Genomic DNA, 22,425 nt, shown 5'->3' with positions numbered 1-22,425 from the left:
AGCGGAACGGCCACCCCGATCGCCGGGGCACCTCCACCCGCGCCGCCGGGCGACGGTAATGCCAAGGGTGGCCCGACCGGGGGCGCCGGAACCGGTGGCACCGGCAGCAGCAGGAGCAGCAGCGGTGCCGCGGAACCCACACCGGCCGAACCCAGCGCGGCGGAACCGGTCGCCGCCGAACCGGCGGCAGCAGACCCGGTGGCCGCGGACCCCACGGCAGCCGAACCCACACCGGCGGAACCGGTGCCGAGTATCCCGGCGGCGGCCGAACCGGCCGCGGCGGAACCGGTACCGAGCACTCCGACTCCGGCCGAACCCAGCGCGGCCGATCCCGTACCCAGTACTCCGACCCCGGCCGAACCTACTGCGGCGGAGCCCGTTCCGAGAGCGGCCGAGCCGGTGCCCAGTGCGGCGGAACCGGTCGCACCCACTCCGCGGCCGGCCGAACCCACCGCGGCGGAACCTGTTCCGAGCACGGCCGATCCGGTACCCAGTGCGGCGGAGCCGGTGACCCCCAGAGGCGCCGCGGCGGCCGAGCCGACGGCGGCCGAGCCGGTGGCCAGGATGGTGCCGAGAGCGGTGCCCGATCCCACCGGGCCGAGGGGTTCGGCAACCGGCGCCGGATCCGGTCGCGGGCCTGCGACCGGCGCGGGCTCGGCGGTATCGACCGGTTCCGGCTCCTGGATCCGGCCGGGGATACCCAGGGGCTGCCACTGCGCGACATCACCGGAATCCGTACCGCTGCTACCGGCATCGGAGTCCGGCGCCGGTGCGCTACTACCCGTTCCGAGACCGGTGGGCGCGCCCGATTCCACCGGAGCTCGCTGCCCGCTCGCATCCCCCGACTCCGGTTCGCTGCCCGGTATGACGAGCGGGCCGCCCTCGGGAAGTCGCGCGCCCGGTCGAGGCGGGGCGATGCCGTCACCTCCGCTACCGGAGGGGCCCTGTTCGGTGACCGGCCACCGGCCCGGGTTCGCTTGCGCGAGTGTCGGCCCGCCGATCAGTCCCAGGCATCCGGCCGCTCCGGCTACTGCAAGCAATCGCTTGATGCGACCCACGGCCATGCGCCAGTCAACCCCTTGATCGATATTGCGGATTCGCCCGGCGATGACGTCTTCCGGGTAGAACGAACAGATGGTTGCCCATGGTAAACCAGCAAACTCACCGGTGCATGAGGAAGTGACGACATCCGGCGGCCGCCTCCGGTCAACCGCTGCTCGCGTGCCAGCGCACAGCGGGCGATGCCGCGGAAGGGGTGGAATAGACCACAATCATCCGGTGCGAGGCCCGGTAGCTGGACGGCAACGGGTCTATACCGAAACGGGTCCGTCCCGCCGCCGGTCGGCGGCGGGACGGACCCGTTCGACTGTGGCGAATCCTTACGCTCCGTACACGGGTTCCGGGGTTGCGCCCTTTGCGATCAGCTCCGACACCACGGTGCCGAGTTCGGCGGGATTCCAGCGCGCGCCACGGTCGACCGGCACCCCGTGGCGCCAGCCCTCGGCCAGGGCGAGGCGACCGCCCTCGACCTCGAACATCCGGCCGGTGACACCGGCCGACTCCGTGCTGCCCAGCCACACCACGATCGGTGAGATGTTCTCCGGCGCCATGGCGTCGAATCCGTCCTCGGGGGCGGCCATCATGTCGGCGAAAACGGTTTCGGTCATCCGGGTGCGCGCCGAGGGGGCGATCGCGTTCACCGTGACGCCGTACCGCCCGAATTCGGCCGCGGCGGTCAGGGTGAGGCCGGCGATACCCGCCTTGGCGGCCCCGTAGTTCCCTTGGCCGACACTGCCCTGCAGGCCGGCGCCGGAGCTGGTGTTGATGATCCGGGCATCCACGGTACGACCCGCCTTGGATTCCGCGCGCCAGTACGCGGCCGCGTGGCGCATGGTGGCGAAATGACCCTTGAGGTGGACGCGGACCACCGAATCCCATTCGTCCTCAGCGAGGTTGACCAGCATCCGGTCGCGGACGAATCCGGCATTGTTGACCAGGACGTCCAGGCCGCCGAAGGTGTCCACGGCCTGTTGGACGAGCCGCTGCGCGCCCTCCCAGCTCGCCACGTCGTCACCGTTGGCCACGGCTTCACCGCCGGCCGCCCGGATTTCCGAGACCACCTGCTCGGCGGGGGTTTCCGCGGTCGACTCGCCACTGAGCGTCGAGCCGAGATCGTTCACCACGACCTTCGCGCCCTCGGCGGCGAAGGCCAGGGCGTGTGCCCGGCCGATACCCCGGCCGGCGCCGGTGATGATCACGATCCGTCCGGCGCAGATGCCCTCGGTTGCCATGTCCGTTCCTATCGTCGATGGTCGATATCTGTTCGAGCCGGTGTCAGGCTTTCGCCGCGTCACCGGAATGGGTGGCGGTCGCGACCGCGAGGAAGGCCGGGGGTTCGCCGCCGCCGTGGATCTGCAGGGTCGCCCCGGAGATGTACCCGGCCAGCGGGGAGAGTAGGAAGGCCACCCCGTTGCCGACATCTTCGGGCCGGGCCAGCCGGCCCATCGGGATGGTCCGCCCGACGGCGGCCACTCCGTCGGCGTCGCCGTAGTGCAGAGCGCTCAGTTCGGTTTCCACCGCACCGACCACGAGGGAGTTGATCCGGACCTTCGGTGCCCATTCCGCGGCGAGGGACACGGTGAGCGCGTCGACTCCAGCCTTCGCCGCACCGTAGGCGGCGGTGCCCGGCGAGGGCCGGTGGCCGCTGAGGCTGGAGATATTGACGATCGAGCCGCCGTCTTCCTGCCTGCTGATCACCGCGTGCGCCGCCTGGGCGACGTGCAGGGCCGAGAGCAGATTCAGCTCGATGATCTTGGTGTGGAATTTGGGGCTGGCATCCTGCGCCAGGGCATAGGGAGCGCCACCGGCATTGTTCACCGCGTGATCCAGCCGCCCGTGCCGCCGGACGATCTCGGCGATCATCTCCGCCACGGCTGCCGGGTCGCGGACATCGCACGGCAGGAAATCGATTTCCCGCCCGTCCACCTCGACCGGAGTATCGCCGGGACGGCGGGCACACGCCACCACGGTCGCCCCGGCGGACAGCAGGACGCGGCTGATCCCGGCGCCGACGCCGCGGACGCCGCCGGTTACCAGAACGACGCGATCGGACAGGTCGATTTCGAGTGCCACCGTGTTAACCTACCAAGCAATTGCTTGCTTAGCCAAGATGCTCGAGATGCGAGATGGGATACGCGATGGGGATCAAGCGCCATTCGGAATCCGCCGGTATCGCCGTGGTCACGGTCGACTATCCGCCGGTCAACGCCATACCCTCGGACGGCTGGTTCGCCCTCGCCGACGAGATCCGCGCCGCCGGGCGCGACCCGCAGACCCGCGTGGTGGTGCTGCGCGCCGAGAACCGCGGCTTCAACGCGGGCGTCGATATCAAGGAGATCCAGCGCAAGCCCGGGCATCAGGCGCTCATCGACGCCAACCACGGTTGCTTCGAGGCATTCGGCGCGGTCTACGACTGCCCGGTCCCGGTGATCACCGCGGTCCAGGGCTTCTGCCTGGGCGGCGGGATCGGCCTGGTCGGCAACTCCGACATCATCATCGCCTCCGAGGACGCGACCTTCGGCCTGCCCGAGGTCGACCGCGGTGCGCTCGGCGCCGCCACCCACCTGGCCCGGCTGGTCCCCCAGCACCTCATGCGCGCGCTCTTCTTCACCGCGAGCACCGCCACCGCCCAGCAGCTGCACCATTACGGCTCGGTACTGAAGGTGGTCCCCCGGGAGGAACTCGACGCCGCCGCACTCGAGGTCGCCAAGGACATCGCGGCCAAGGACGGCCGGGTCATCCGGGCCGCCAAACGCGCCCTCAACGGCATCGACCTGCAGGATGTGCACCGCAGCTACCGCTTCGAGCAGGGGTTCACCTTCGAACTGAACCTTTCCGGAGCCTCCGACGAGATCCGCGAACGCTTCGACCAAGACCTCGCGGCGCGCAAGGACAAGAACTGACATGGAACGGAAGACCATGCGAGACAAGCGGAAAACGCTGGACGAGATCGTCGGCGAACTGCGCAGCGGGATGACCATCGGCATCGGCGGCTGGGGTTCCCGGCGTAAGCCGATGGCCCTGGTGCGGGCCCTGCTGCGGTCCGATGTCACCGACCTGACGGTGGTCACCTACGGGGGCCCGGACCTGGGATTGCTGCTCTCGGCCGGGAAGGTCCGCAAGGCCTACTACGGGTTCGTCTCCCTGGACTCGGCGCCGTTCTACGACCCCTGGTTCGCGAAGGCCCGAACCTCCGGGCAGATCGTCGCCCGCGAGATGGACGAAGGCATGCTCAAATGCGGGCTCGAGGCAGCCGCGGCGCGACTGCCGTTCCTGCCGATCCGCGCCGGCCTGGGGTCGGATGTCCCGAATTTCTGGGACGGCGAGCTGCAGACCGTGACCTCGCCGTACCCGGGTCCGGACGGACGCGCGGAGACTCTGATCGCCATGCCGGCCCTGAATCTCGACGCCGCGCTGGTGCATCTCAATATCGGTGACGCGCACGGTAACGCCGCCTACCAGGGCGTGGACCCCTATATGGACGACCTGTTCTGCCTGGCCGCCGAGAAACGCTACCTTTCGGTGGAACGCCTCGTGGAGACCGAGGAATTGGTGAAAACCGTTCCCCAGCAGGCGCTGCTGCTCAACCGCATGATGGTCGACGCGGTGGTCGAGGCCCCGAACGGCGCACATTTCACCCTGGGTGGTGAGAGCTACGGCCGGGACGAGAAATTCCAGCGGCACTACGTGGAAGCCGCCGGGTCGCCGGAGACCTGGCAGACCTTCGTCGACACCTACCTCAGCGGTTCCGAAGCCGACTACCAGGCCGCCGTCGCGCGATTCAAGGAGGAGCGGTGACCAGCACCGAAACCATCACCCGCGCCGAAGTGTGCGCGGTCGCCTGTGCCGAGATCTTCCGCGGCGCCGGGGAGATCTTCGCCAGCCCCATGTCGCCGATGGCGCAATTGGGCGCGCGGCTGGCGAAACTCACCTTCGAACCCGATCTGCTGATCTCCGACGGTGAAGCCTTCTTCCTCGCCGAGACCCCGCCGATCGGCGGCAAGGCGCCGGTGGAGGGCTGGATTCCGTTCCGCAAGGTGTTCGATGTGCTGGCCTCGGGCCGCCGCCATGTGGTCATGGGCGCCAACCAGCTCGACCGCTACGGCAACCAGAACCTCTCGGCCTTCGGCCCGCTGCAGCAGCCGACCCGGCAGATGTTCGGCGTCCGCGGCGCGCCCGGCAATACCATCAACCACCCCACCAGCTACTGGGTCGGACGGCACACCAGGCGGGTGTTCGGCGAGAAAGTGGATATCGTCGCGGGTGTCGGCTACGACAAAGTCGACCCGGACAACCCGGCCTTCCGTTTCCACCACATCCACCGGGTGGTCAGCAATCTGGGCGTTTTCGATTTCAACGGCCCGGATCACACGATGCGCGCACTGAGCCTGCACCCCGGGGTCACCGCCGGTGAGGTCGCGGAAAACACCTCCTTCGAGATCGCCGACCTGGGCACGGCCGAGGAGACCCGGATGCCGACCGCCGAGGAACTGCGGATCATCCGCGAAGTCCTCGATCCGAAGAAGATCCGCGATCGGGAGGTCCCGCAATGACCCCTCGGCTGCGGACCCCGCTGACCGAACTGGTCGGGATCGAACACCCCGTCGTGCAGACCGGCATGGGCTGGGTGGCGGGCCCGAGCCTGGTCTCGGCCACATCCAATGCCGGCGGGCTGGGCATTCTGGCCTCGGCCACCATGACCTACGACGAGCTGGAAACGGCCATCGCCAAAACCAAGGCGCAGACCGATAAACCGTTCGGCGTGAACATCCGCGCCGACGCCTCGGACGCGCCCGAGCGGATCGATCTGCTCATCCGCGAGAACGTCAAGGTCGCGTCCTTCGCTCTGGCGCCGAAGAAGGACCTCATCGCCAAGCTGAAAGACGCGGGCGTAGTGGTGGTTCCGTCGATCGGCGCCGCCAAGCACGCGGTGAAGGTCGCCTCCTGGGGCGCGGATGCCGTGGTCGTCCAGGGCGGCGAGGGCGGCGGGCACACCGGCCCGGTGGCCACGACCCTGCTGCTGCCGTCGGTCCTGGACGCGGTCGATATCCCGGTGGTCGCGGCCGGCGGCTTCTTCGACGGGCGCGGCCTCGCCGCCGCCCTCGCCTATGGCGCCGCCGGAGTCGCGATGGGCACCCGCTTCCTGCTCACGCAGGAGAGCAGTGTCCCGGATTCGGTGAAACAGGAATACCTGCGTCGTCAACTAGGCGAAACAGTGGTGTCCACCAAGGTCGACGGTATGCCGCACCGGGTGCTAAACACCGAACTGGTCCAGAAGCTGGAGAACTCGGGGCGTATCCGCGGTCTCACCGCGGCCGTGGGCAACGCGGCCCGGTTCAAGAGTATGACCGGGATGAAATGGTCCACGCTGGTCCGCGACGGTCTGGCCATGCGCAAGGCCAAGGACCTCACCTGGTCCCAGGTGATCATGGCGGCCAACACCCCGATGCTGTTGCGCGCCGGGCTGGTCGAGGGCAATACCGAGGCCGGGGTGCTGGCGGCGGGCCAGGTGAGCGGCATCCTGGAGGATCTGCCCACCTGCCAGGAGTTGATCGATCGGATCGTCACGGACGCGGTCGCCCGGATCGGCACCCTCGCCGAGCTACGGCAGGATGCCGAGTCGGCGACCTGATCGGCGAAGTACGGACCCGCCCCACCGGCTCGGTGTGGGCGGGCCCGAACCGACCGCCCACACGCGTGAGACACTCGCTGCGATGGTAAACCGCTCGGTTCGGGAGGCTCCGATGTTCGCGCTCGTGGTGAGGTTCGACTTGTTGGACGCCGAGGCCGCCATCGGCTTCGATCGGCTGGTGGAGGAGACCGCGAGGGGGATTCGCGAACTCGAGCCAGGGACGCTGGTCTATGCCACTCACACCGTGACCGAGGCTCCACTATCCCGTGTGTTCTATGAGGTGTACCGAGACCGCAACGCGTTCGACGAGCACGAGCGGCAGCCGCACACCCGCCGTTTCCTGGATCAGCGCAGCAATTACGTCGCAGATCTCCGAGTCGAATTCCTCACCCCTACAATGGTCGAGGGGCTGCCGGGCTGAGCATCACAGCCGGTCGGTCATCCCGGAACGTAGGAAGCATTCCGTCTGGTCGAGCCGCACCAGCCAGAATTCAGCCCCGCACGCCGATGCGATCGGCCAGATCGGCCAACGCCGGATTACGCTCCTGCTCCCGCAGCTCCTGAACGATCTGCTTCATCAATGTCTGGTACCGCGCCCAGTCCCGGCCGCCCACACGCTCTGCATTGAGCAGCAGGTCTTGAGCCTCCCTGTACTTGTTGACCCGAGTCAGTGCCTGCGCCCGGTCCAGCAGATGCCGGGCCTGGCTCACCCGCGTCAATCCGACGCCGCGGTTCGGCATATCCTCAGCCACTTTCAGAGCCTCGGTATATCGCTCGCTGGACACATTGATGTCGACGGTCTGCATAACAACCTGACTTGTGCCGAAATTGCACTCGTACCACTTGGTGTCACCTGGCAGCCGCGCCGCTATCTCACCGGCCGCAGCGGCGGTGTGCAATGCCTCATGCACCCGCTGGTTCCGGCCCGCTGCGGTCGCACCTTGCAGCACCAGCGACCCATACACCGAAAGATGCTGTTCGGATACCTCACCGTCGGGCTCCACGGATGCCGCCGCTTTCAGCGCTACCTTGTGCGACTCCTCGTAGCGGCCCTGCACCAGCAGCTGCCACGCTACAGACCCGCGCAGGGTGGCCGCGAGCAGCGGGTCATTGCCGCGTTCGGAAGCCGACAGCGCCGACCGGATCGCGGCGAAAGCCGAATCTGCATGCCCGAGATGCACCAACGTGCACCCTGTCACCCAGTACATGCGCGCCAAAAGCTCGTGCGCGGTGGGACTCTCAGTGCTTTTCGCGGCATGAGCAGTAGCCCGAAGTTGCGCGATTCCCGGCGGCAGTACCGAGGCCAGCGTCTCGTATCTGCCATTCCAGTAGGCGCCCCACGCGTATTCGACAGCACGACGTGCATCGGTCAGCGAAACAGGTGGGCCCTCAGGACCATCGTCGATCAGGTCGTCCACGGAGGCCAGCGCCTCCCGGATGGCGACCACCCCGGCGCCGGGGTCTTCGGTCGGCATCCCGTACCGATTGCCGACGAGGTCTGCGAGGTCGACGTCCAATGCGCGAGCCACCTTTTTCAGGGTGGCGACGCTGGCGCCTTTTCTGCCCTGTTCCAGTTTCCGGATCGTCTCGTAGCCAACACCCGACTTATCGGCCAGACCCTGTTGGGTCAGCGCTTTGCCACGGAACTTCTTGATCTGTTGGCCAATTGTGTTGTCCATGATCGCCCTTCGGTGCGCCCCTACGATCTGAGATTACAGGCGAATCAATCAAAAAGGGGTACCTCCGGTACCTGCTGGGTGGTGGCAACCGGGCTTACGTTCGAGGTCGTTACCCGGTGTCCAGGTCGGACACCGGGTCCCCTCGAACGGATTACACCAGGAGTGACCGATGCACACTGAACAGTCCGGGGTTTCACCACTGCTGCCGACTCGCGTACCGAACAACCAGGCTATGGCCACCGCACTCCGGATATGGCACAACCGCGACCGCGGTCTCATGGAACGGGTCGTGGCCGCCCTCCGGGCGCTCGACCACCCGGCCGACTGTAGATCGCAACAGCCGGTGCGCGGATACGCGCACGCACACCAAGTGATGGGAGTTCACGCTCATCACCGATGCCCACGGTACGACCTTGCTGTCCGTTACACACAGCAGGTACGACCGTGACCACCCCGCGCCGCGCGGTTGTGCTGTGCCGACCCGATACCCTGAGTCGCGAAATACGTTGCTTGGCAGGACTGTACGAGCTCGAGATCGTCTACACGGCGTTCACCGACACCAAATCATCCCGACTCGACACCCTGATCGCTGTGCACCACATCATCGAACACGATGCCGACGTAGTGGTGACCCCGCATCTCGCAGCTGCACAGATCGCGAACGACCCGCAGTGGCGGGCCGTTGTCGCGACCACGGAGATCATCACTTCTGATGGGCCGGTCCGAGATTTGCGCCGGTGAGAGGCGGCGTAGAGCCAGTCGCCCGATACTCGTCTCTCGGCAGGCGTGCATGCCAGCAGCATCTGTCGTCGATTCTGCGCGGTCAGCCCCGCGGCCAGGGCCGTACCTCGCCCCAACCCCAGGTGGGCGTGGGTTCGCTCGTATCCTCCGGGGCATCCGGGCCCGAGAAGAGCAGCGCCATCCGCGTCCCCCACTCCAGGTACCCCGCGAAGGCCGAGCGGAACTCGGCGTCGGCGGGTAGTCCGACCTTGTCGGCGGTGTCCAACAGCAGACTTACCCACCGCTGACGCTGTTCCTCGGTCAGTGCCCGGCCCCGGTGCCGGGATGCCATGTATCCGTGACCGCCGTGTTTTTCGGAATAGATCGCAGGTCCGCCGAAAACCTCGCCGAGCCAGGCGGCCACATGCTTCGCGTGGTCGGGGTGCATACCCTCGAATACCGGGCCGAGGACAGGATCCTCGGGAACCCGTTCGTAGAAGGTGTCGAAGAGCTTCGCGAACGCCTCCGCGCCGCCCGCCCAGTCGTACAGCGACGGCACCAACGCGACCGGCTCGTAGTGCCGCATCTCCTCGATACCGGCCACGTAATCCTTGATTTCGGCGAAGAACGCGCGGAAGTGGGAGCTGTTGCGGAACTTGTCCAGATGATCGCTCGCCGAAGTCCAGGTGAGCCGGAGGATATAGACCTCCGGATCGTCGACGCACCGGTCCAGATCATAGGTCCGGCAGTACGGCGAGAACTGCAGCGATACCGCGGCGCGGCGATAGGCATCTTCGAACGCGGCCGGGTCGGAAACGCGGTACCGGATGTACTCGGTGATCATGGAGGAAGTCGACCACCTTGGGCCCCACGGCACAAGAACGTACTTTGTGGTGCGTGAGCGTGCGGCGGACCTTCTACTCCTGCCAGGTCGAACTGGCGATGGACACCATCGGCGGCAAGTGGGCGGTTGTGATCCTCGGCTATCTGAAGGAGCGGCCGCGGCGCTACGGCGAACTGCGCCGGCTCGTCCCCCAGATCACCGAGAAAATGCTGACCCAGCGGCTGCGCGAGCTCGAGGCCGCCCGCCTGATCGAGCGGACGGTGCACGATGCAGCGGTCCGCACCGTGACCTATCGGCTGATCGATCCCGGACTACAGCCGGTGCTGCAGGCGCTCTACGACTGGGGTGGGACCCTGGCGGCTCGGGACGGTATCGACATCGGGCCCCCACGCGAGGAACCGGCGGAATCGCGGCGCAGCGATCCGGTGGGCTGAACGGCATCGCCGCATCAATATTTTGCGACCCTACGCCGACCGGTGCCTTCGACGGGCACGAAAAAGCGGGCCCCGCCTGTCGGCGGGACCCGCGGGCGACCTCTTGTGAAGGTCAGTCACCGACCGTAACCGCCTGCGCTTCCTCCACACTGTGCGGGGCGGGGTCGTGGTCGTCGATATGGGCCAGCGCCGAGCGGCCGGCCAGCAGCACCACCACACCGGCGGCGGTGCAGACCGCGCCCACCCAGAACGGCAGCGAGACACTGGTTTCCCCGAGTTTGCCCGCCAGCCACGGTGCGGCGGCGCCGCCCGCGAAACGGACGAAGCTGTAGGCGGCCGACGCGGTCGAGCGTTCCACCGGGGCGGAGATCATCACGGCCTCGGTGATCAGCGTGTTGTTCACACCCAGGAACAGGCCCGCGAGAACGACACCGACGATCAGCACCGGCTTGTGCTCGGCGAACAACGCCATCACCGCCAGATCCGCGGCGAACAGCCCGACCGCCACCGCGATCATGGGCAGTGTGCCGAAACGGCGCTGCAGTCGGGGCGCGAAGAAGACCGAGGCCACGGCCAGCAGGATGCCCCAGCCGCAGAAGATGAAGCCGATCGCGTAGGTGCCCATGTCCAGCGGGAACGGGGTATAGGCGAGCAGGGTGAAGAAACCGAAGTTGTACAGCAGCGCCGTGATGCTCACGACCAGCAGGCCGCGGTGGCGCAGCGCCTTGAACGGGGCGGCGAGCGAGGTCGGTTTCGCGGCTTTCGGCCCCTCGGGCAGCAGCACGACGATCGCGACGGCGGCGACGGCCATCAGCACGGACACACCGAAGAACGGCCCGCGCCAGCTGATTCCGCCGAGCACCCCGCCCAGCAGCGGCCCGGTGGCGATGCCGATACCCAGCGCCGCCTCGTAGAGGATGATCGCGCGCGCGACTCCGCCGCTGGCGGCGCCGACAATGGTGGCCAGCGCGGTCGCGATGAACAGCGCGTTGCCGAGCCCCCAGCCCGCGCGGAAGCCGACGATCTGGCCGACCGTCCCCGACATACCGGCGAGGGCCGCGAACACGATGATCAGCGCGAGGCCGGCGAGCAGCGTCTTCTTCGCGCCGAACCGGCTGGAGACCACGCCGGTGACCAGCATGGCGACGCCTGTGACGAGCATATAGCTGGTGAACAGCAGCGATACCTGCGACGGCGACGCGCGGAGCTGTTCACCGATGGGCTTGAGAATCGGATCGACCAGGCCGATGCCCATGAACGCGATAACGCTGGCGAAGGCGACGGCCCAGACCGCCTTCGGCTGCCCGGTCGATGTGCTGTGTCCATCGAGCACGAGCGCGGGCCCTGCGTGGTCACGCTGCGCTGCCGCCTCCGGGCCTGACGCGCTCGTGCTGTCCGGCTCGGTGGCCGTCCCGGTCGTGGTGCTCATCGGTCTTTCCTCGATTGCGTGTGGTGCCCGGCCGATTCCCGGATCGCCGCCAGCAGGTCTCGTAGATCGGCTGCGAGTCCGGCGAGGCGTTCGGCGTCGAAGCCGGGTAGCGGGCCGGACAGCGCCTCGCGCATGGAGGCGCGGGTGGCGGCGAGCCGGGCACGCCCGGCCGGTGTGAGTTGGACGACGACCGCGCGCGAATCGTCCGGGTCGCGGTGCCGGGAGGCGTATCCCTCCCCCACCAGACGGGCGATGAGTGCGGTGGCCGTGGGTTGCGACGTGCGATCGATACGAGCGAATTCGCTGACCCGCAGCGAACCGTGTTCCTCGAGCACTGCCAGTGCGCGCACGGTGGCGCGCGGCAGGTCGTCGACGCTGAGCATTCCCGCCGCGCGCGTGAGCCGACCCGCGGTGACCAGTAGATCGACGACGGTGTCGTCCACATCGGTCACCGGGTTCGACTGCACCCAACGATTATTACATAGGCTAACTATCTATTTCCAGACCGCCCGGTGGGATACCCGCCACATGCCTCGGCTGCGACTCCGCTGGAACGCCGGCCCGGGGAGGCCTGGGAAGCGGCGGAGGCGGTCCGGGAAGCCGGGCGATACTACTTCGAACTGATCCTCGAGCGACGGGCCCGCCCACGCGACGACATGATCAGCCCCCTGATCGCGGCCGAGGTCGACCGCGGTGACAAGCGAATTCCGCCCTGACCGATATCGAGATCGCCGGATTCATCTCGCTGCCGGGCGGCGCGGGCGCCGAAACCGTCGCCAAGCTCGTCGGCATCGCGGCTGTCCTGTTCGCCGACCACCCGCAACAGTGGCGAGCCCTGTGGGCGGGCCGGTCGAAGATCCCCGCGGCCTTCGAAGAAGTGCTGCGTTACGACGGGCCTGCGTAGTAAGACCTGCGCTACACCCGCCAACGCGCCGATCCGGGACCGCTGACGGAGCCGATGTGGTGGCGGCATTGCCGCCACCACGTCATCAGCGATCGAGCCTTTCGATGATGGTGGCGTTGGCGGTGCCGCCACCCTCGCAGATGGTGAGCAGGCCGTAGCGGCCGTTGATCCGCTCCAGCTCGTTCAGCAGCGTGGCGAAGAGTTTCGCGCCGGTCGCGCCGAGCGGATGACCCAGTGCGATCGCGCCGCCGTTCACGTTCACCTTCTCCGGGTCGGCGCCGGTCTCCTTCAACCAGGCCAGCACCACGGGGGCGAAGGCCTCGTTGATCTCGACCACGTCGATATCGTCGATGGTCAGGCCGGTCTTCTCCAGCGCCCACCTGGTGGCGGGGATGGGCGCGGTGAGCATGTACAGCGGGTCGGCGCCGCGAGCGCTGACGTGGATGATGCGGGCGCGCGGGGTGAGACCGTATTCCTCGACCGCCCATTCCGAGGCGAGCAGGGTGGCGCTGGCGCCGTCGGAGATCTGCGAGGCCACCGCGGCGGTCAGCGGGCTGCCCTCTTCCAGCGCGGGCAGCGAGGCCATCTTCTCCAGGCTGGTCTCGCGCGGACCCTGGTCGATCCAGAAATCCCCCACCGGCACGATCTCGTTGTCGAACCGGCCCGCTTTGATGGCGGCGCGGGCGCGCTCGTGGCTGCGCAGCGCCCACCTCTCCATGTCCTCGCGGGTGATCCCCCACTTCTCGGCGATAAGCTGCGCGCCGCGGAATTGTGAGACCTCGCCGGTGCCGTAGCGGTGATCCCAGCCCTCGGCGCCGACGAACGGCGAATCGAAGCCGTACTCCTTACCGGCGATCATGGCCGCGGAGATCGGGATGGCGCTCATGTTCTGCACCCCGCCGGCCACGATGACCTCGGCGGTACCGCTCATGATGGCCTGGGCGCCGAAGTTGATGGCCTGCTGGCTGGACCCGCACTGCCGGTCCACGGTGACGCCGGGGACCTCTTCCGGATATCCGGCGGTCAGCCACATCGTCCGGCCGATATTGCCGGCCTGCGGGCCGACATTGTCCACGCAGCCGACGATCACATCGTCGACCCGGGCGGGGTCGATCGAATTGCGGCCGAGCAGGCCCTGCAACGCGGCCGCGCCGAGATCGGCCGGATGGACCTCCGCCAGCGCACCACCGCGCTTCCCGACCGGGGTGCGCACCGCATCGATCACATACGCCTCACGCAACGGTGCATAGGGGCGGCGGGCAGCAGTTGCCATGGGTTTTCTCCTAATCGGTGTGGCCCGGCACGGTGAGCCCGTCGAGCACGAGGGTGAGGTACTGCTTGGCGAGCGTGTCGACGGTGATCGATCCGCCGCCGGGCCGGTACCAGCGGACCGCGACCCAGACAGTGTCGCGCAGGAAGCGGTAGGCCAGGTCGATATCGAGTTCGGGGCGGAAGCTGCCGTCGGCGACGCCGTTGGTGAGGACGCGGCGCCAGAGCTCCCGGAATTCGCGGTTGTAGTCGTCGATGTAGGCGAAGCGTTCGGCGGCTTGCAGGCGTTTGGCCTCGGACTGATAGATGGCGACCGCCGCATGGGAGCGGTCGAAGGCCTCGTAGGAGGCGAGTACCAGGGCTTCCAGCGTGGCACGGGAATTGAGCCCGGCGGCGACGATCTCGCGGTAGCGTCCGAACAGTTCGTCGAGAAAACCGCGCAGGATTTCGTCCACCATTCCCTCTTTCGAGGAGAAGTGGTGGTACAGGCTGCCGGAGAGGATGCCCGCCGCGTCGGCGATATCACGCACTGTGGTGGCGCGCACGCCCCGTTCGGCGAACAGTTCTGCCGCCATATCGAGTAGTTCGGTTCGCCGGGCCGATTTCGAGGGGTCGGGTGCGGTCACCCCGCCATGATACAACCAAGCATTTGCTTGGTCCATGGGCGGTGGGTGACCGGCGGGCCCGAGGTTTCCGGCTCCCCCCTCCCTGTCGGAGCCGGACCCCTCGGGCCCGCGTCGCGGAAGAGATACGAACTCCGCACTGCTTCCGATCATTTGGACGGCCGATATCCGGATCCGGTTCCGCGACAAACCGAATTCCGGTAACCGAATCAGAGACCTGCCGTCCGCCGCGAGACGGGCGGCAGCGGGGCCGGGCCCGGCACACACCGGGGGGCGCGCCGGGACCGTCGGTATATTCGGCGGATGACGACGCCGTTCCCGCAGCGCCGGTGGGGTTCCCGGGAGAGCCCGCTGGCCCGTGCGGCAGACAGGTTCGCCGGCACGAAATTCGGCTCCCGGGTGGTCCGGGCCCTCACCCCGCTGGACCGCCGGGTACTCGAACGCACCGGCGCCCGCTACACCGTGCTCGGGCCGATCGGGGCACCGGTGATCCTGTTGACCACCACCGGTCGCCGATCGGGACAGCCACGCACCACGCCGCTGCTGTGCGTGCACGACGGTGCCACCCTCTACGTCATCGGCAGCAATTTCGGTGGGGCACGCCACCCGGCCTGGACCGCCAACCTCCTCGCCGAGCCGCGCGCGACCGTGGCCATCGCGGGAGAACGCATTCCGGTCACCGCCACCCGGATCGAGGGCGCGGCGGCGGAATCGATCTTCCAGCGTTTCGCCGAGATCACCGGCGCGTACTCCGCCTACCGGCACCGCACCGAGCGGGAGCTGCGTATCTTCGCGCTCACTCGCGCCTGATCCGCTTCTCCCGGACTCCGTCGTGCACGCGAACCCACTGCGGGCACGGCACCGCGTCCGGGAGTGCCGAGCCCGGCGCACGAGTCCCCGACCGGCGCGGGCGCGATCTTCGGCCGACACCGAAGCGACCTCGGGCGACACCGCGCGCACGGGTTCCCCTCAGGCGCGCTGGCTGCTGATCGACACCACCTCGCCGGTGAGGTAGGTGGTGTAGTCGCTGGCGAGCATCGCGATGGTGGCCGCCACCTCCCACGGTTCGGCCGCCCGGCCGAACGCCTCGCGTTCGGAGAGCCGGTCGAGCAGTTCGCTCGAGCTGGTCTTGTCCAGGAAGGCGTGCCGGGCGATGCTCGGCGAGACCGCGTTGATGCGGACCCCCAGCTCGGCCGCCTCGACCGCGCTGCACCTGGTCAGCGCCATCACACCGGCCTTCGCGGCGGCGTAGTGCGCTTGGCCGTACTGGGCCCGCCAACCGAGCACGCTCGCGTTGTTGACGATCACGCCGCCGTGTTTCGCGTCGCGGAAGTAGTTCAGCGCGGCCCGGGTGCAGCGGAAAGTGCCGTTGAGAGTGATGTCGAGGACGCGGTCCCACTGTTCGTCGGTCATATCGACCACCGGCGTCTCACCGCCGAGGCCGGCGTTGTTGACGAAGATATCGACCCCGCCCAGCGCCGCGGCCGCCCCGCGGACCAGTTCGTCGACCTGTTCGGTGCTGGTGACATCACAGGCGATCGCAGCGACCTTACGGTCGGTGAACTCCTCGGACAGCTCCGCACGCGTGGACTCCAGCCGCCGTTCGTGCCAGTCCGAGACCACCACATCGGCGCCTTCGGCGAGCAGCCTGCGCGCCGTCGCGGAACCGATCCCGGTACCGGCGGCCGCGGTGACCACGGCCCGGCGGCCGGTGAGCAGTCCGTGCCCGGGAGTCTGCGCAGGCGCGACCGACAGCGGCCCGCTCACTGCCGGGCCTCGCGGGGGAGACCGAGCACCCGCTCGGAGATGATGTTGCGCTGCACTTCGTTCGAACCTCCGTAGATCGTGTCGGCGCGGGTGAACAGATACAGCCGCTGCCATTCGTCGAGATCACCGTCCGCGGCGACGAGTCCGGCGGCGCCGCGCACCGCCATGGCGAGTTCGCCGAGCCCGCGATGCCAATTGGCCCAGAGCAGTTTGCCCACCGAGGCCTGGCCGCCGTCGTCGGCGGTCTCGGCCATGGTGCGCAGCGCGTGGGCACGCAGCACCCGCAGCCCCACCCAGGCACGATCTATCTTGTCCGCCAGCAGCGGGTCGTCGAGGGCGCCGGACTCGCGGGCCAGGTTCTCGATCGCCGCGAGTTCCCGGGCGAAGCGGATCTGCTGGCCGAGCGTGGAGATACCGCGTTCGACGTTCAGCGTGCCCATCGCGACCCGCCAGCCGTCGCCCGGTTCGCCGACGACCAGGTCGGCATCGGTGCGCGCGTTGTCGAAGAACACCTCGTTGAATTCGGAGGTGCCGGTGAGCTGCACGATCGGCCGGACCTCGATACCGGGCTGGTCCATCGACACCAGCAGATACGAAAGCCCTTTGTGGCGTTTCGAACCCGGTTCCGTGCGGCAGACCGCGAAACACCAGTCGGCCACATGCGCCAGCGAGGTCCAGATCTTCTGCCCGTTGATCGACCACTGGTCGCCGTCGAGGCGTGCGGAGGTCGAAACGGCGGCGAGGTCGGAGCCGGCGCCCGGTTCCGAGTAGCCCTGGCACCACAGTTCGGTGACGGTGCGGATCCCCGGCAGGAAACGGTCGCGCTGGGCGTCGGTCCCGAAGGCCAGCAGGGTCGGGCCGAGCAGTTCCTCACCCACATGGGAGACCCGCGCGGGCGCGTTCGCCTTCGCGTACTCCTCGTGGAAGATGATCTGCTGCGCCACGCTCGCGTCGCGCCCGCCGTACTCCACCGGCCAGCCCAGGCAGGTCCAGCCGGCGGCGGCCAGCGCGCGGTCCCATTCCAGGCGTTCGTCGAAGGCCTCGTGTTCGCGACCGGGTCCGCCCAGCCCGCGCAGTTCCCGGAATTCACCGCTGAGCTGCTCGTCGAGCCAGCTGCGCACCTGCGCGGCGAATTCGCGGTCGCTCAGCGCGGCAACGCTGGTCCGTTCGGCCGTAGGCCGCGCCCTGACGGCGTGTTCGGCCGATTGCCGTCCGCCGTCGCGACCGGTACCGGATTCTGAGGTCTGGATAGCACCCACGCCGGTAGGATAACCTACCAAGCACTTGCTTTGTAGACCGCAACTCGCAGACCGCGCACCGCCCACGGCCGCACGACATCGAGGACACCCGTGACAACCCCTGCGCACACCCCGCCGACGGACCGGACCACACCGCTGGCCCTGCACGCCGCCGCCCAGAACTACGGCGCCGCGCCCGCGCTGGCCGACGGACCGGTCCGGCTCGACTGGACCCAGCTGCTCGAACAGGTCCAGGACGTGGCACGCGCCCTGCTCGCCCGCGGAATCCGGACCGGGGACCGCGTGGGCATCTGGTCGCCCAACACCCATCACTGGGTGATCGCCGCGCTCGGCGCCCACTACGCCGGCGCGACACTGGTCCCGCTCAACACCCGCTACGTCGCCGACGAGGTGGCCGATGTGTTGCGGCGTGTCGATGCCAAGGCCCTGTTCATCGCGGGCACCTTCCTCAAACGCGACCGGCTCGCCGAGTTGCGCGCGGCCGCACCGGATCTGCGGATCGGTACTGTGATCGTGCTGCCGGTCGAGGGCACCGAAGAGCCGGTGCAGGACGCGTTGAACTGGTCCGAGCTGGCCGCGGCCGGCGCCGGAGTCACCCGCGAACAGGCGCGGGAACGGGCGGAATCGATCAGCCCCGACGATCTGTCCGACATCCTGTTCACCTCCGGCACCACCGGCCGCAGCAAAGGTGTCCTGATCGCGCACCGGCAGACGCTGTCCGCGGTCCGCGGCTGGACCGAATGCTCGACGCTGAACAGCGACGACAACTATCTGATCGTCAACCCGTTCTTCCACAGCTTCGGCTACAAGGCCGGAATCATCGCCTGCCTGCTCACCGGGGCGACCATGGTCCCGCAGATCGTCTTCGACGTACCGACCACCATGCGGCTCATCGATCGGGAGCAGATCACCGTCCTGCCCGGCCCGCCCACCATCTACCAGTCCATCCTGGATTTCCCGGACCGCGGCGAGTACCGGCTGTCGAGCCTGCGCGTGGCCGTCACGGGGGCGGCGCCGGTACCGGTCGTGCTGGTGGAACGAATGCGCCGGGAACTGGATTTCGATGTGGTGCTCACGGCGTACGGGCTCTCGGAGTCCACCGGGTTCGGCACCATGTGCCGGGTCGACGACGACGCCGAGACCATCTCCGCCACCAGCGGCCGCCCCATGGCCGGTTTCGAGCTGAAACTGAGCGACGCGGGAGAGGTTCTGCTGCGCGGACCCAATGTGATGCTCGGTTATCTGGACGATCCGGAGAGCACCGCGAAAACGATCGACGCGGACGGCTGGTTGCACACCGGCGATATCGGCGTGGTCGACGACCGCGGCTATCTGAAGATCACCGACCGGCTCAAGGACATGTACGTCAGCGGTGGATTCAATGTGTACCCCGCCGAGATCGAACAATCCCTGGCCGGATTGGACGGTGTGGCCGTTGTCGCGGTGATCGGTGTGCCGGATGCCCGGATGGGCGAAGTGGGTAAGGCTTTCATCGTCCGGAAACCGGGTGCCGCCCTCAGCGAGGAGCAGGTGTTCTCCTACGCCACCAAGGCACTGGCCAATTTCAAGGTGCCGCGATTCGTCGAATTCCGCGACGAATTGCCCTACAACGCCAGCGGCAAGGTGCTCAAACGCCGGTTACGTGAGGAGAATTCGTGATGTCGCACAACCCTGCCGCCAACGACGCCGGGAGCGTTCCCTACGAGCCCGATGTGGTGACCTACGAACGCCGCGGCGCGATCGCGGTGGTCACCCTGAACCGGCCCGACTACCGCAATGCCCAGAACTCGGTGATGACCTACGCGATCGATGCCGCGTTCGAGCGGGCGGTCGAGGACCCCGAGGTCAAGGTCATTGTGCTGGCCGGCAATGGGAAACACTTCAGCGCCGGCCACGACCTGGGCACTCCTGGGCGCGACCATCATGTGAAGTACCCGAACAAGGCCGCGCTGTGGTGGGACCATACCGACCGCACCGGCGGTGACCAGCGCTTCGCCCGCGAGATGGAGGTGTACCTGGGGATGTGCCGTCGCTGGCGGGAGATCCCCAAGCCGACCATCGCGATGGTGCAGGGCGCCTGTATCGCGGGCGGCCTCATGCTGGCCTGGGTCTGCGATCTGATCATCGCCTCCGACGACGCGTTCTTCTCCGACCCCGTGGTCCGGATGGGGATTCCGGGGGTCGAATACTTCGCCCATCCGTGGGTGATGGGCCCCCGGGCCGCCAAGGAATTCCTGTACACCGGTGACCGGTTCGATGCCGCGCAGGCCAAGGAGTGGGGCATGGTCAACCGCGTCGTGCCGCGCGCCGACCTGGAATCGGAGACCATGGCGCTGGCCGACAAGATCTCCGCCATGCCGCAGTTCGGGCTGGCGTTGACGAAGAAAGCGGTCAACCAGTCCGAGGACCTCATGGGAATGCGGGCCGGAATGGATTCGGTGTTCGGACTCCATCATTTCGCGCACGCGCACAACGCCGAGGTCGGGGCGGATTCCCTGGGCGGCATGAATGCCAAATCGATGAAAGCGCAGGCGACTACGGCCCACGCGAAGAATACGGACGGGAAAGACTGAATGGATCTCGATCTCGACGAAGGCACCCGGGAATTCCAGCGGGAGGTCCGCGAATTCCTGGCCGCGAACGTGCCCGCGCAACCGCTGCCGTCCATGGACACCGAGGCCGGTTTCGAAGCCCATCGCGCCTGGGAACGCACCCTGGCCGAGGCCCGGTTGTCGGTGGTGTCGTGGCCGCGCGAGTTCGGTGGGCGGGACGCGTCGCTGCTGGAATGGGTGCTCTTCGAGCAGGAGTACTACGCGGCCGGCGCCCCGGGCCGGGTGAGTCAGAACGGTATCTTCCTGCTGGCCCCCACCCTGTTCGAGCACGGCACCCCCGAGCAGCTGGAACGGATCATGCCGCGGATGGCCCGCGGTGACGATATCTGGGCCCAGGCGTGGTCGGAGCCGGAGGCCGGTAGCGATCTGGCCGGTATCCGCTCCACCGCCCGGCGCACCGAGGGCGGCTGGGTGCTCAGCGGTCAGAAGACCTGGAGTTCCCGGGCGGCGTTCGCCGACCGGGCGTTCGGCCTGTTCCGCAGCGATCCCGCCGCCGAACGGCACCGCGGCCTCACCTACCTGATGTTCCCGCTCGACGCCGATGGCGTCACCGTCCGCCCGATCCCCCAACTCGACGGCGAGCCCGGTTTCGCGGAGATCTTCCTCGACGATGTCTTCGTTCCCGACAGCGATGTGATCGGCGCCCCCAACGAGGGCTGGCGGGTGGCCATGAGCACCTCCAGCAACGAGCGCGGTCTCTCGCTGCGCAGCCCCGGCCGGTTCAGCGCGACGGCGCAGCGGTTGATCGAGCTGTGGACCGAACGCGGCGATACCGGCACCGCGGCCCGCGATGCGGTGGTGGACGCCTGGCTCGGCAGTGAGGCCTACCGGCTGCACACCTTCGGGACGGTCACGCGGCTCGACGAGGGCGGCAAGCTCGGCGCCGAGTCCTCCATCACCAAAGTGTTCTGGTCCGAGCTCGATATCGCCATGCACGAAACCGCCCTTGACCTGCTCGGACCCGAAGCCGAACAGGCGAGCCGCTGGACCGACGGCTACCTGTTCTCGCTGTCGGGTCCGATCTACGCCGGCACCAACGAGATCCAACGCAACATCATCGCCGAGCGGCTTCTCGGCCTACCGAGGGGAACAAGCCGATGAAATTCGCGCTCAGCCCGGAACATCGGGACTTCGGCACCAGTATCCGCAAACTGTTCGAGTCCGGTTCCACGACCGCCGCGGTGCGGGCGTGGAGTGCCGGCGATCCGGCGCCCGGCCGGGCACTGATCGAGCAGCTGGCCGCCGCCGGGGCATTCGGCCTGACCGTCAGCGAGGAGTTCGGCGGTCTGGACGCCGAACCGCTGGACCAGGTGGTGGCCTTTGTGGAGATCGGCCGGGCCGCGGCACCCGGGCCGCTGGTGGAGTCGGCGGCCGCTGTCCCCGCGCTGCTCCAAACGCTCGCCGGCACGGACCCCGAACCGGCTCGGCGCTGGTTGCCGGGAATCTCCGAGGGCACGGTGTCGGCCACTGTCGCCTTCACCGGTACCGGTGGGCGGGCGATCGCGGTGGACGCCGACCGGACAGATCTCGTACTGGTGGCCGACGGCGATCGGTTCAGTACCGGACGGGTCGGCGCATCGGTTCGCTCGGTGGACCCCGCACGCCGGCTGTTCACGGTCGAGGCCGATGAACTCATCGCCGAGGGACCGGGCGCGGCGGCAGCCGTCGCGGCCGCGTTCGACGCCGGGACCCTGGCCAACGCGGCCCAGTTGCTCGGCGCGGGCAAAGCGCTGCTCGACGCGTCGACCGACTACGTGAAGCAGCGCAAACAGTTCGGTCGCCCGATCGGTGAGTTCCAGGCCGTCAAACAGAAACTGGCCGATGTGCTCATCGGGCTCGATCTCGCCGAACCGCTGCTGTACCGGGCCGCGCTGACCACCGCTACGGCCAACCGGGCCCGCGACACCTCCGCCGCGGCCGTCGCCTGCGCCGACGCCGCCTACCGGGCCGCCCGCGCGGCCCTGCAGGTGCACGGCGCCATCGGCTACACCGCCGAATACGACCTGTCGCTGTGGCTGACCCGGGTCACCGCCCTGCGCGCTGCCTGGGGCACCCCGGATCTGCACCGCGGCCGGATCGCCGAGGCGCTGCGCGCCGGGCACGCCGCGGATCCGGCCGGCGCGCTCACCTGACCGGAGCACCGGCAGGCAGCGGCGAGCGCGCCAGGATTGCCCTGCCGGTATCCGTCCGAAAC

The 22,425-nt window shown here is 68.3% G+C and carries 24 protein-coding genes; 13 read left to right on the top strand and 11 right to left on the bottom strand.

Annotated features, from left to right (window positions below; genetic code table 11):
- The 3 genes from NS4_RS33715 to NS4_RS25245 all read right to left on the bottom strand — a co-directional run.
- The coding region (locus NS4_RS33715; RefSeq protein ID WP_218020404.1) for a TrbL/VirB6 family protein at positions 1 to 1,064 on the bottom strand (1,064 nt) is incomplete at its 3' end.
- A 315-nt stretch (positions 1,065 to 1,379) separates the two neighbouring features.
- Positions 1,380 to 2,291, bottom strand: a complete 912-nt coding sequence (locus NS4_RS25250) for an SDR family oxidoreductase (protein WP_063061986.1) — start codon at positions 2,289 to 2,291, stop codon at positions 1,380 to 1,382.
- A gap of 43 nt (positions 2,292 to 2,334) precedes the next feature.
- Complete coding sequence (locus tag NS4_RS25245; RefSeq protein ID WP_063061985.1) at positions 2,335 to 3,132, bottom strand: SDR family oxidoreductase; 798 nt, start codon at positions 3,130 to 3,132, stop codon at positions 2,335 to 2,337.
- Between the two features lie 65 nt (positions 3,133 to 3,197).
- Between NS4_RS25245 and NS4_RS25240 the strand changes: the two genes are divergently transcribed.
- From NS4_RS25240 to NS4_RS25220, 5 genes are all read left to right on the top strand, one after another.
- Positions 3,198 to 3,962 (top strand): enoyl-CoA hydratase family protein, encoded by a 765-nt coding sequence (locus NS4_RS25240; protein WP_063061996.1) that lies wholly within the window; start codon positions 3,198 to 3,200, stop codon positions 3,960 to 3,962.
- Between the two features lie 16 nt (positions 3,963 to 3,978).
- Positions 3,979 to 4,857, top strand: coding sequence for a CoA transferase subunit A (locus tag NS4_RS25235; RefSeq protein ID WP_063061995.1), 879 nt, complete (start codon positions 3,979 to 3,981; stop codon positions 4,855 to 4,857).
- Positions 4,854 to 5,612, top strand: coding sequence for a CoA-transferase subunit beta (locus NS4_RS25230; RefSeq protein WP_063061984.1), 759 nt, complete (start codon positions 4,854 to 4,856; stop codon positions 5,610 to 5,612). The genes NS4_RS25235 and NS4_RS25230 overlap by 4 nt, the downstream gene beginning before the upstream one ends.
- Positions 5,609 to 6,691, top strand: coding sequence for an NAD(P)H-dependent flavin oxidoreductase (locus NS4_RS25225; protein ID WP_063061983.1), 1,083 nt, complete (start codon positions 5,609 to 5,611; stop codon positions 6,689 to 6,691). The genes NS4_RS25230 and NS4_RS25225 overlap by 4 nt, the downstream gene beginning before the upstream one ends.
- A gap of 112 nt (positions 6,692 to 6,803) precedes the next feature.
- A complete protein-coding gene (locus tag NS4_RS25220) occupies positions 6,804 to 7,112 on the top strand; it encodes a putative quinol monooxygenase (protein WP_063061994.1) in 309 nt (102 codons plus the stop codon).
- Between the two features lie 70 nt (positions 7,113 to 7,182).
- Here NS4_RS25220 and NS4_RS25215 read toward each other — a convergent pair whose 3' ends face one another.
- The gene (locus NS4_RS25215) at positions 7,183 to 8,370 is read right to left on the bottom strand and encodes a helix-turn-helix transcriptional regulator (protein ID WP_063061982.1); all 1,188 of its coding nucleotides are present in this window, start codon (positions 8,368 to 8,370) and stop codon (positions 7,183 to 7,185) included.
- Between the two features lie 510 nt (positions 8,371 to 8,880).
- Here NS4_RS25215 and NS4_RS25210 point away from each other — a divergent pair.
- Complete coding sequence (locus NS4_RS25210; RefSeq protein WP_063061981.1) at positions 8,881 to 9,111, top strand: hypothetical protein; 231 nt, start codon at positions 8,881 to 8,883, stop codon at positions 9,109 to 9,111.
- A gap of 82 nt (positions 9,112 to 9,193) precedes the next feature.
- Here the strand turns inward: NS4_RS25210 and NS4_RS25205 are convergent, their stop codons facing one another.
- Positions 9,194 to 9,934, bottom strand: a complete 741-nt coding sequence (locus NS4_RS25205) for a group II truncated hemoglobin (RefSeq protein WP_063061980.1) — start codon at positions 9,932 to 9,934, stop codon at positions 9,194 to 9,196.
- A 53-nt stretch (positions 9,935 to 9,987) separates the two neighbouring features.
- Between NS4_RS25205 and NS4_RS25200 the strand changes: the two genes are divergently transcribed.
- Positions 9,988 to 10,368, top strand: a complete 381-nt coding sequence (locus tag NS4_RS25200) for a winged helix-turn-helix transcriptional regulator (RefSeq protein ID WP_245665697.1) — start codon at positions 9,988 to 9,990, stop codon at positions 10,366 to 10,368.
- 112 nt (positions 10,369 to 10,480) lie between these two features.
- On the opposite strand, the gene NS4_RS25195 is transcribed toward NS4_RS25200, so the two are convergent.
- Positions 10,481 to 11,797 carry an MFS transporter gene (locus tag NS4_RS25195; protein WP_084487695.1) on the bottom strand — a complete coding sequence of 439 codons (1,317 nt, stop codon included), beginning with the start codon at positions 11,795 to 11,797 and terminating at the stop codon, positions 10,481 to 10,483.
- Positions 11,794 to 12,264, bottom strand: coding sequence for a MarR family winged helix-turn-helix transcriptional regulator (locus NS4_RS25190; protein WP_063061978.1), 471 nt, complete (start codon positions 12,262 to 12,264; stop codon positions 11,794 to 11,796). The genes NS4_RS25195 and NS4_RS25190 overlap by 4 nt, the downstream gene beginning before the upstream one ends.
- 45 nt (positions 12,265 to 12,309) lie before the next feature.
- Between NS4_RS25190 and NS4_RS25185 the strand changes: the two genes are divergently transcribed.
- Positions 12,310 to 12,513, top strand: a complete 204-nt coding sequence (locus NS4_RS25185) for a hypothetical protein (RefSeq protein ID WP_063061977.1) — start codon at positions 12,310 to 12,312, stop codon at positions 12,511 to 12,513.
- A 273-nt stretch (positions 12,514 to 12,786) separates the two neighbouring features.
- Here the strand turns inward: NS4_RS25185 and NS4_RS25180 are convergent, their stop codons facing one another.
- Positions 12,787 to 13,941, bottom strand: coding sequence for an acetyl-CoA C-acetyltransferase (locus NS4_RS25180; protein WP_063061992.1), 1,155 nt, complete (start codon positions 13,939 to 13,941; stop codon positions 12,787 to 12,789).
- 43 nt (positions 13,942 to 13,984) lie between these two features.
- Positions 13,985 to 14,632, bottom strand: coding sequence for a TetR/AcrR family transcriptional regulator (locus NS4_RS25175; protein ID WP_169811812.1), 648 nt, complete (start codon positions 14,630 to 14,632; stop codon positions 13,985 to 13,987).
- 264 nt (positions 14,633 to 14,896) lie between these two features.
- Between NS4_RS25175 and NS4_RS25170 the strand changes: the two genes are divergently transcribed.
- Positions 14,897 to 15,403 carry a nitroreductase family deazaflavin-dependent oxidoreductase gene (locus tag NS4_RS25170; protein WP_063061975.1) on the top strand — a complete coding sequence of 169 codons (507 nt, stop codon included), beginning with the start codon at positions 14,897 to 14,899 and terminating at the stop codon, positions 15,401 to 15,403.
- Between the two features lie 159 nt (positions 15,404 to 15,562).
- Here the strand turns inward: NS4_RS25170 and NS4_RS25165 are convergent, their stop codons facing one another.
- Entirely contained in the window at positions 15,563 to 16,360 is a 798-nt protein-coding gene (locus NS4_RS25165) for an SDR family oxidoreductase (RefSeq protein ID WP_063061974.1), read from the bottom strand.
- Positions 16,357 to 17,508: an acyl-CoA dehydrogenase family protein gene (locus NS4_RS25160; RefSeq protein WP_063061991.1), complete on the bottom strand. Its 1,152-nt coding sequence runs from the start codon at positions 17,506 to 17,508 to the stop codon at positions 16,357 to 16,359. Before NS4_RS25160 ends, NS4_RS25165 begins: the two co-directional genes overlap by 4 nt.
- A gap of 201 nt (positions 17,509 to 17,709) precedes the next feature.
- Here NS4_RS25160 and NS4_RS25155 point away from each other — a divergent pair, with 201 nt between their 5' ends.
- Genes NS4_RS25155 through NS4_RS25140 form a run of 4 tightly spaced genes read left to right on the top strand, consistent with a single transcriptional unit; the run spans position 17,710 to position 22,363 of the window.
- Complete coding sequence (locus tag NS4_RS25155; RefSeq protein ID WP_063061973.1) at positions 17,710 to 19,278, top strand: FadD3 family acyl-CoA ligase; 1,569 nt, start codon at positions 17,710 to 17,712, stop codon at positions 19,276 to 19,278.
- Positions 19,278 to 20,192, top strand: a complete 915-nt coding sequence (locus NS4_RS25150; protein WP_063061972.1) for an enoyl-CoA hydratase — start codon at positions 19,278 to 19,280, stop codon at positions 20,190 to 20,192. The genes NS4_RS25155 and NS4_RS25150 overlap by 1 nt, the downstream gene beginning before the upstream one ends.
- Positions 20,193 to 21,332 (top strand): acyl-CoA dehydrogenase family protein, encoded by a 1,140-nt coding sequence (locus NS4_RS25145; RefSeq protein WP_063061971.1) that lies wholly within the window; start codon positions 20,193 to 20,195, stop codon positions 21,330 to 21,332.
- Entirely contained in the window at positions 21,329 to 22,363 is a 1,035-nt protein-coding gene (locus tag NS4_RS25140) for an acyl-CoA dehydrogenase family protein (protein ID WP_063061970.1), read from the top strand. The genes NS4_RS25145 and NS4_RS25140 overlap by 4 nt, the downstream gene beginning before the upstream one ends.
- The last annotated feature ends 62 nt before the right edge of the window (positions 22,364 to 22,425 follow it).

The organism is Nocardia sienata NBRC 100364, from assembly GCF_001613205.1.
GTDB lineage: Bacteria > Actinomycetota > Actinomycetes > Mycobacteriales > Mycobacteriaceae > Nocardia > Nocardia sienata.
Note: the sequence above shows the minus strand (reverse complement) of the source record. Positions and strands in the feature narration are given on the sequence as shown.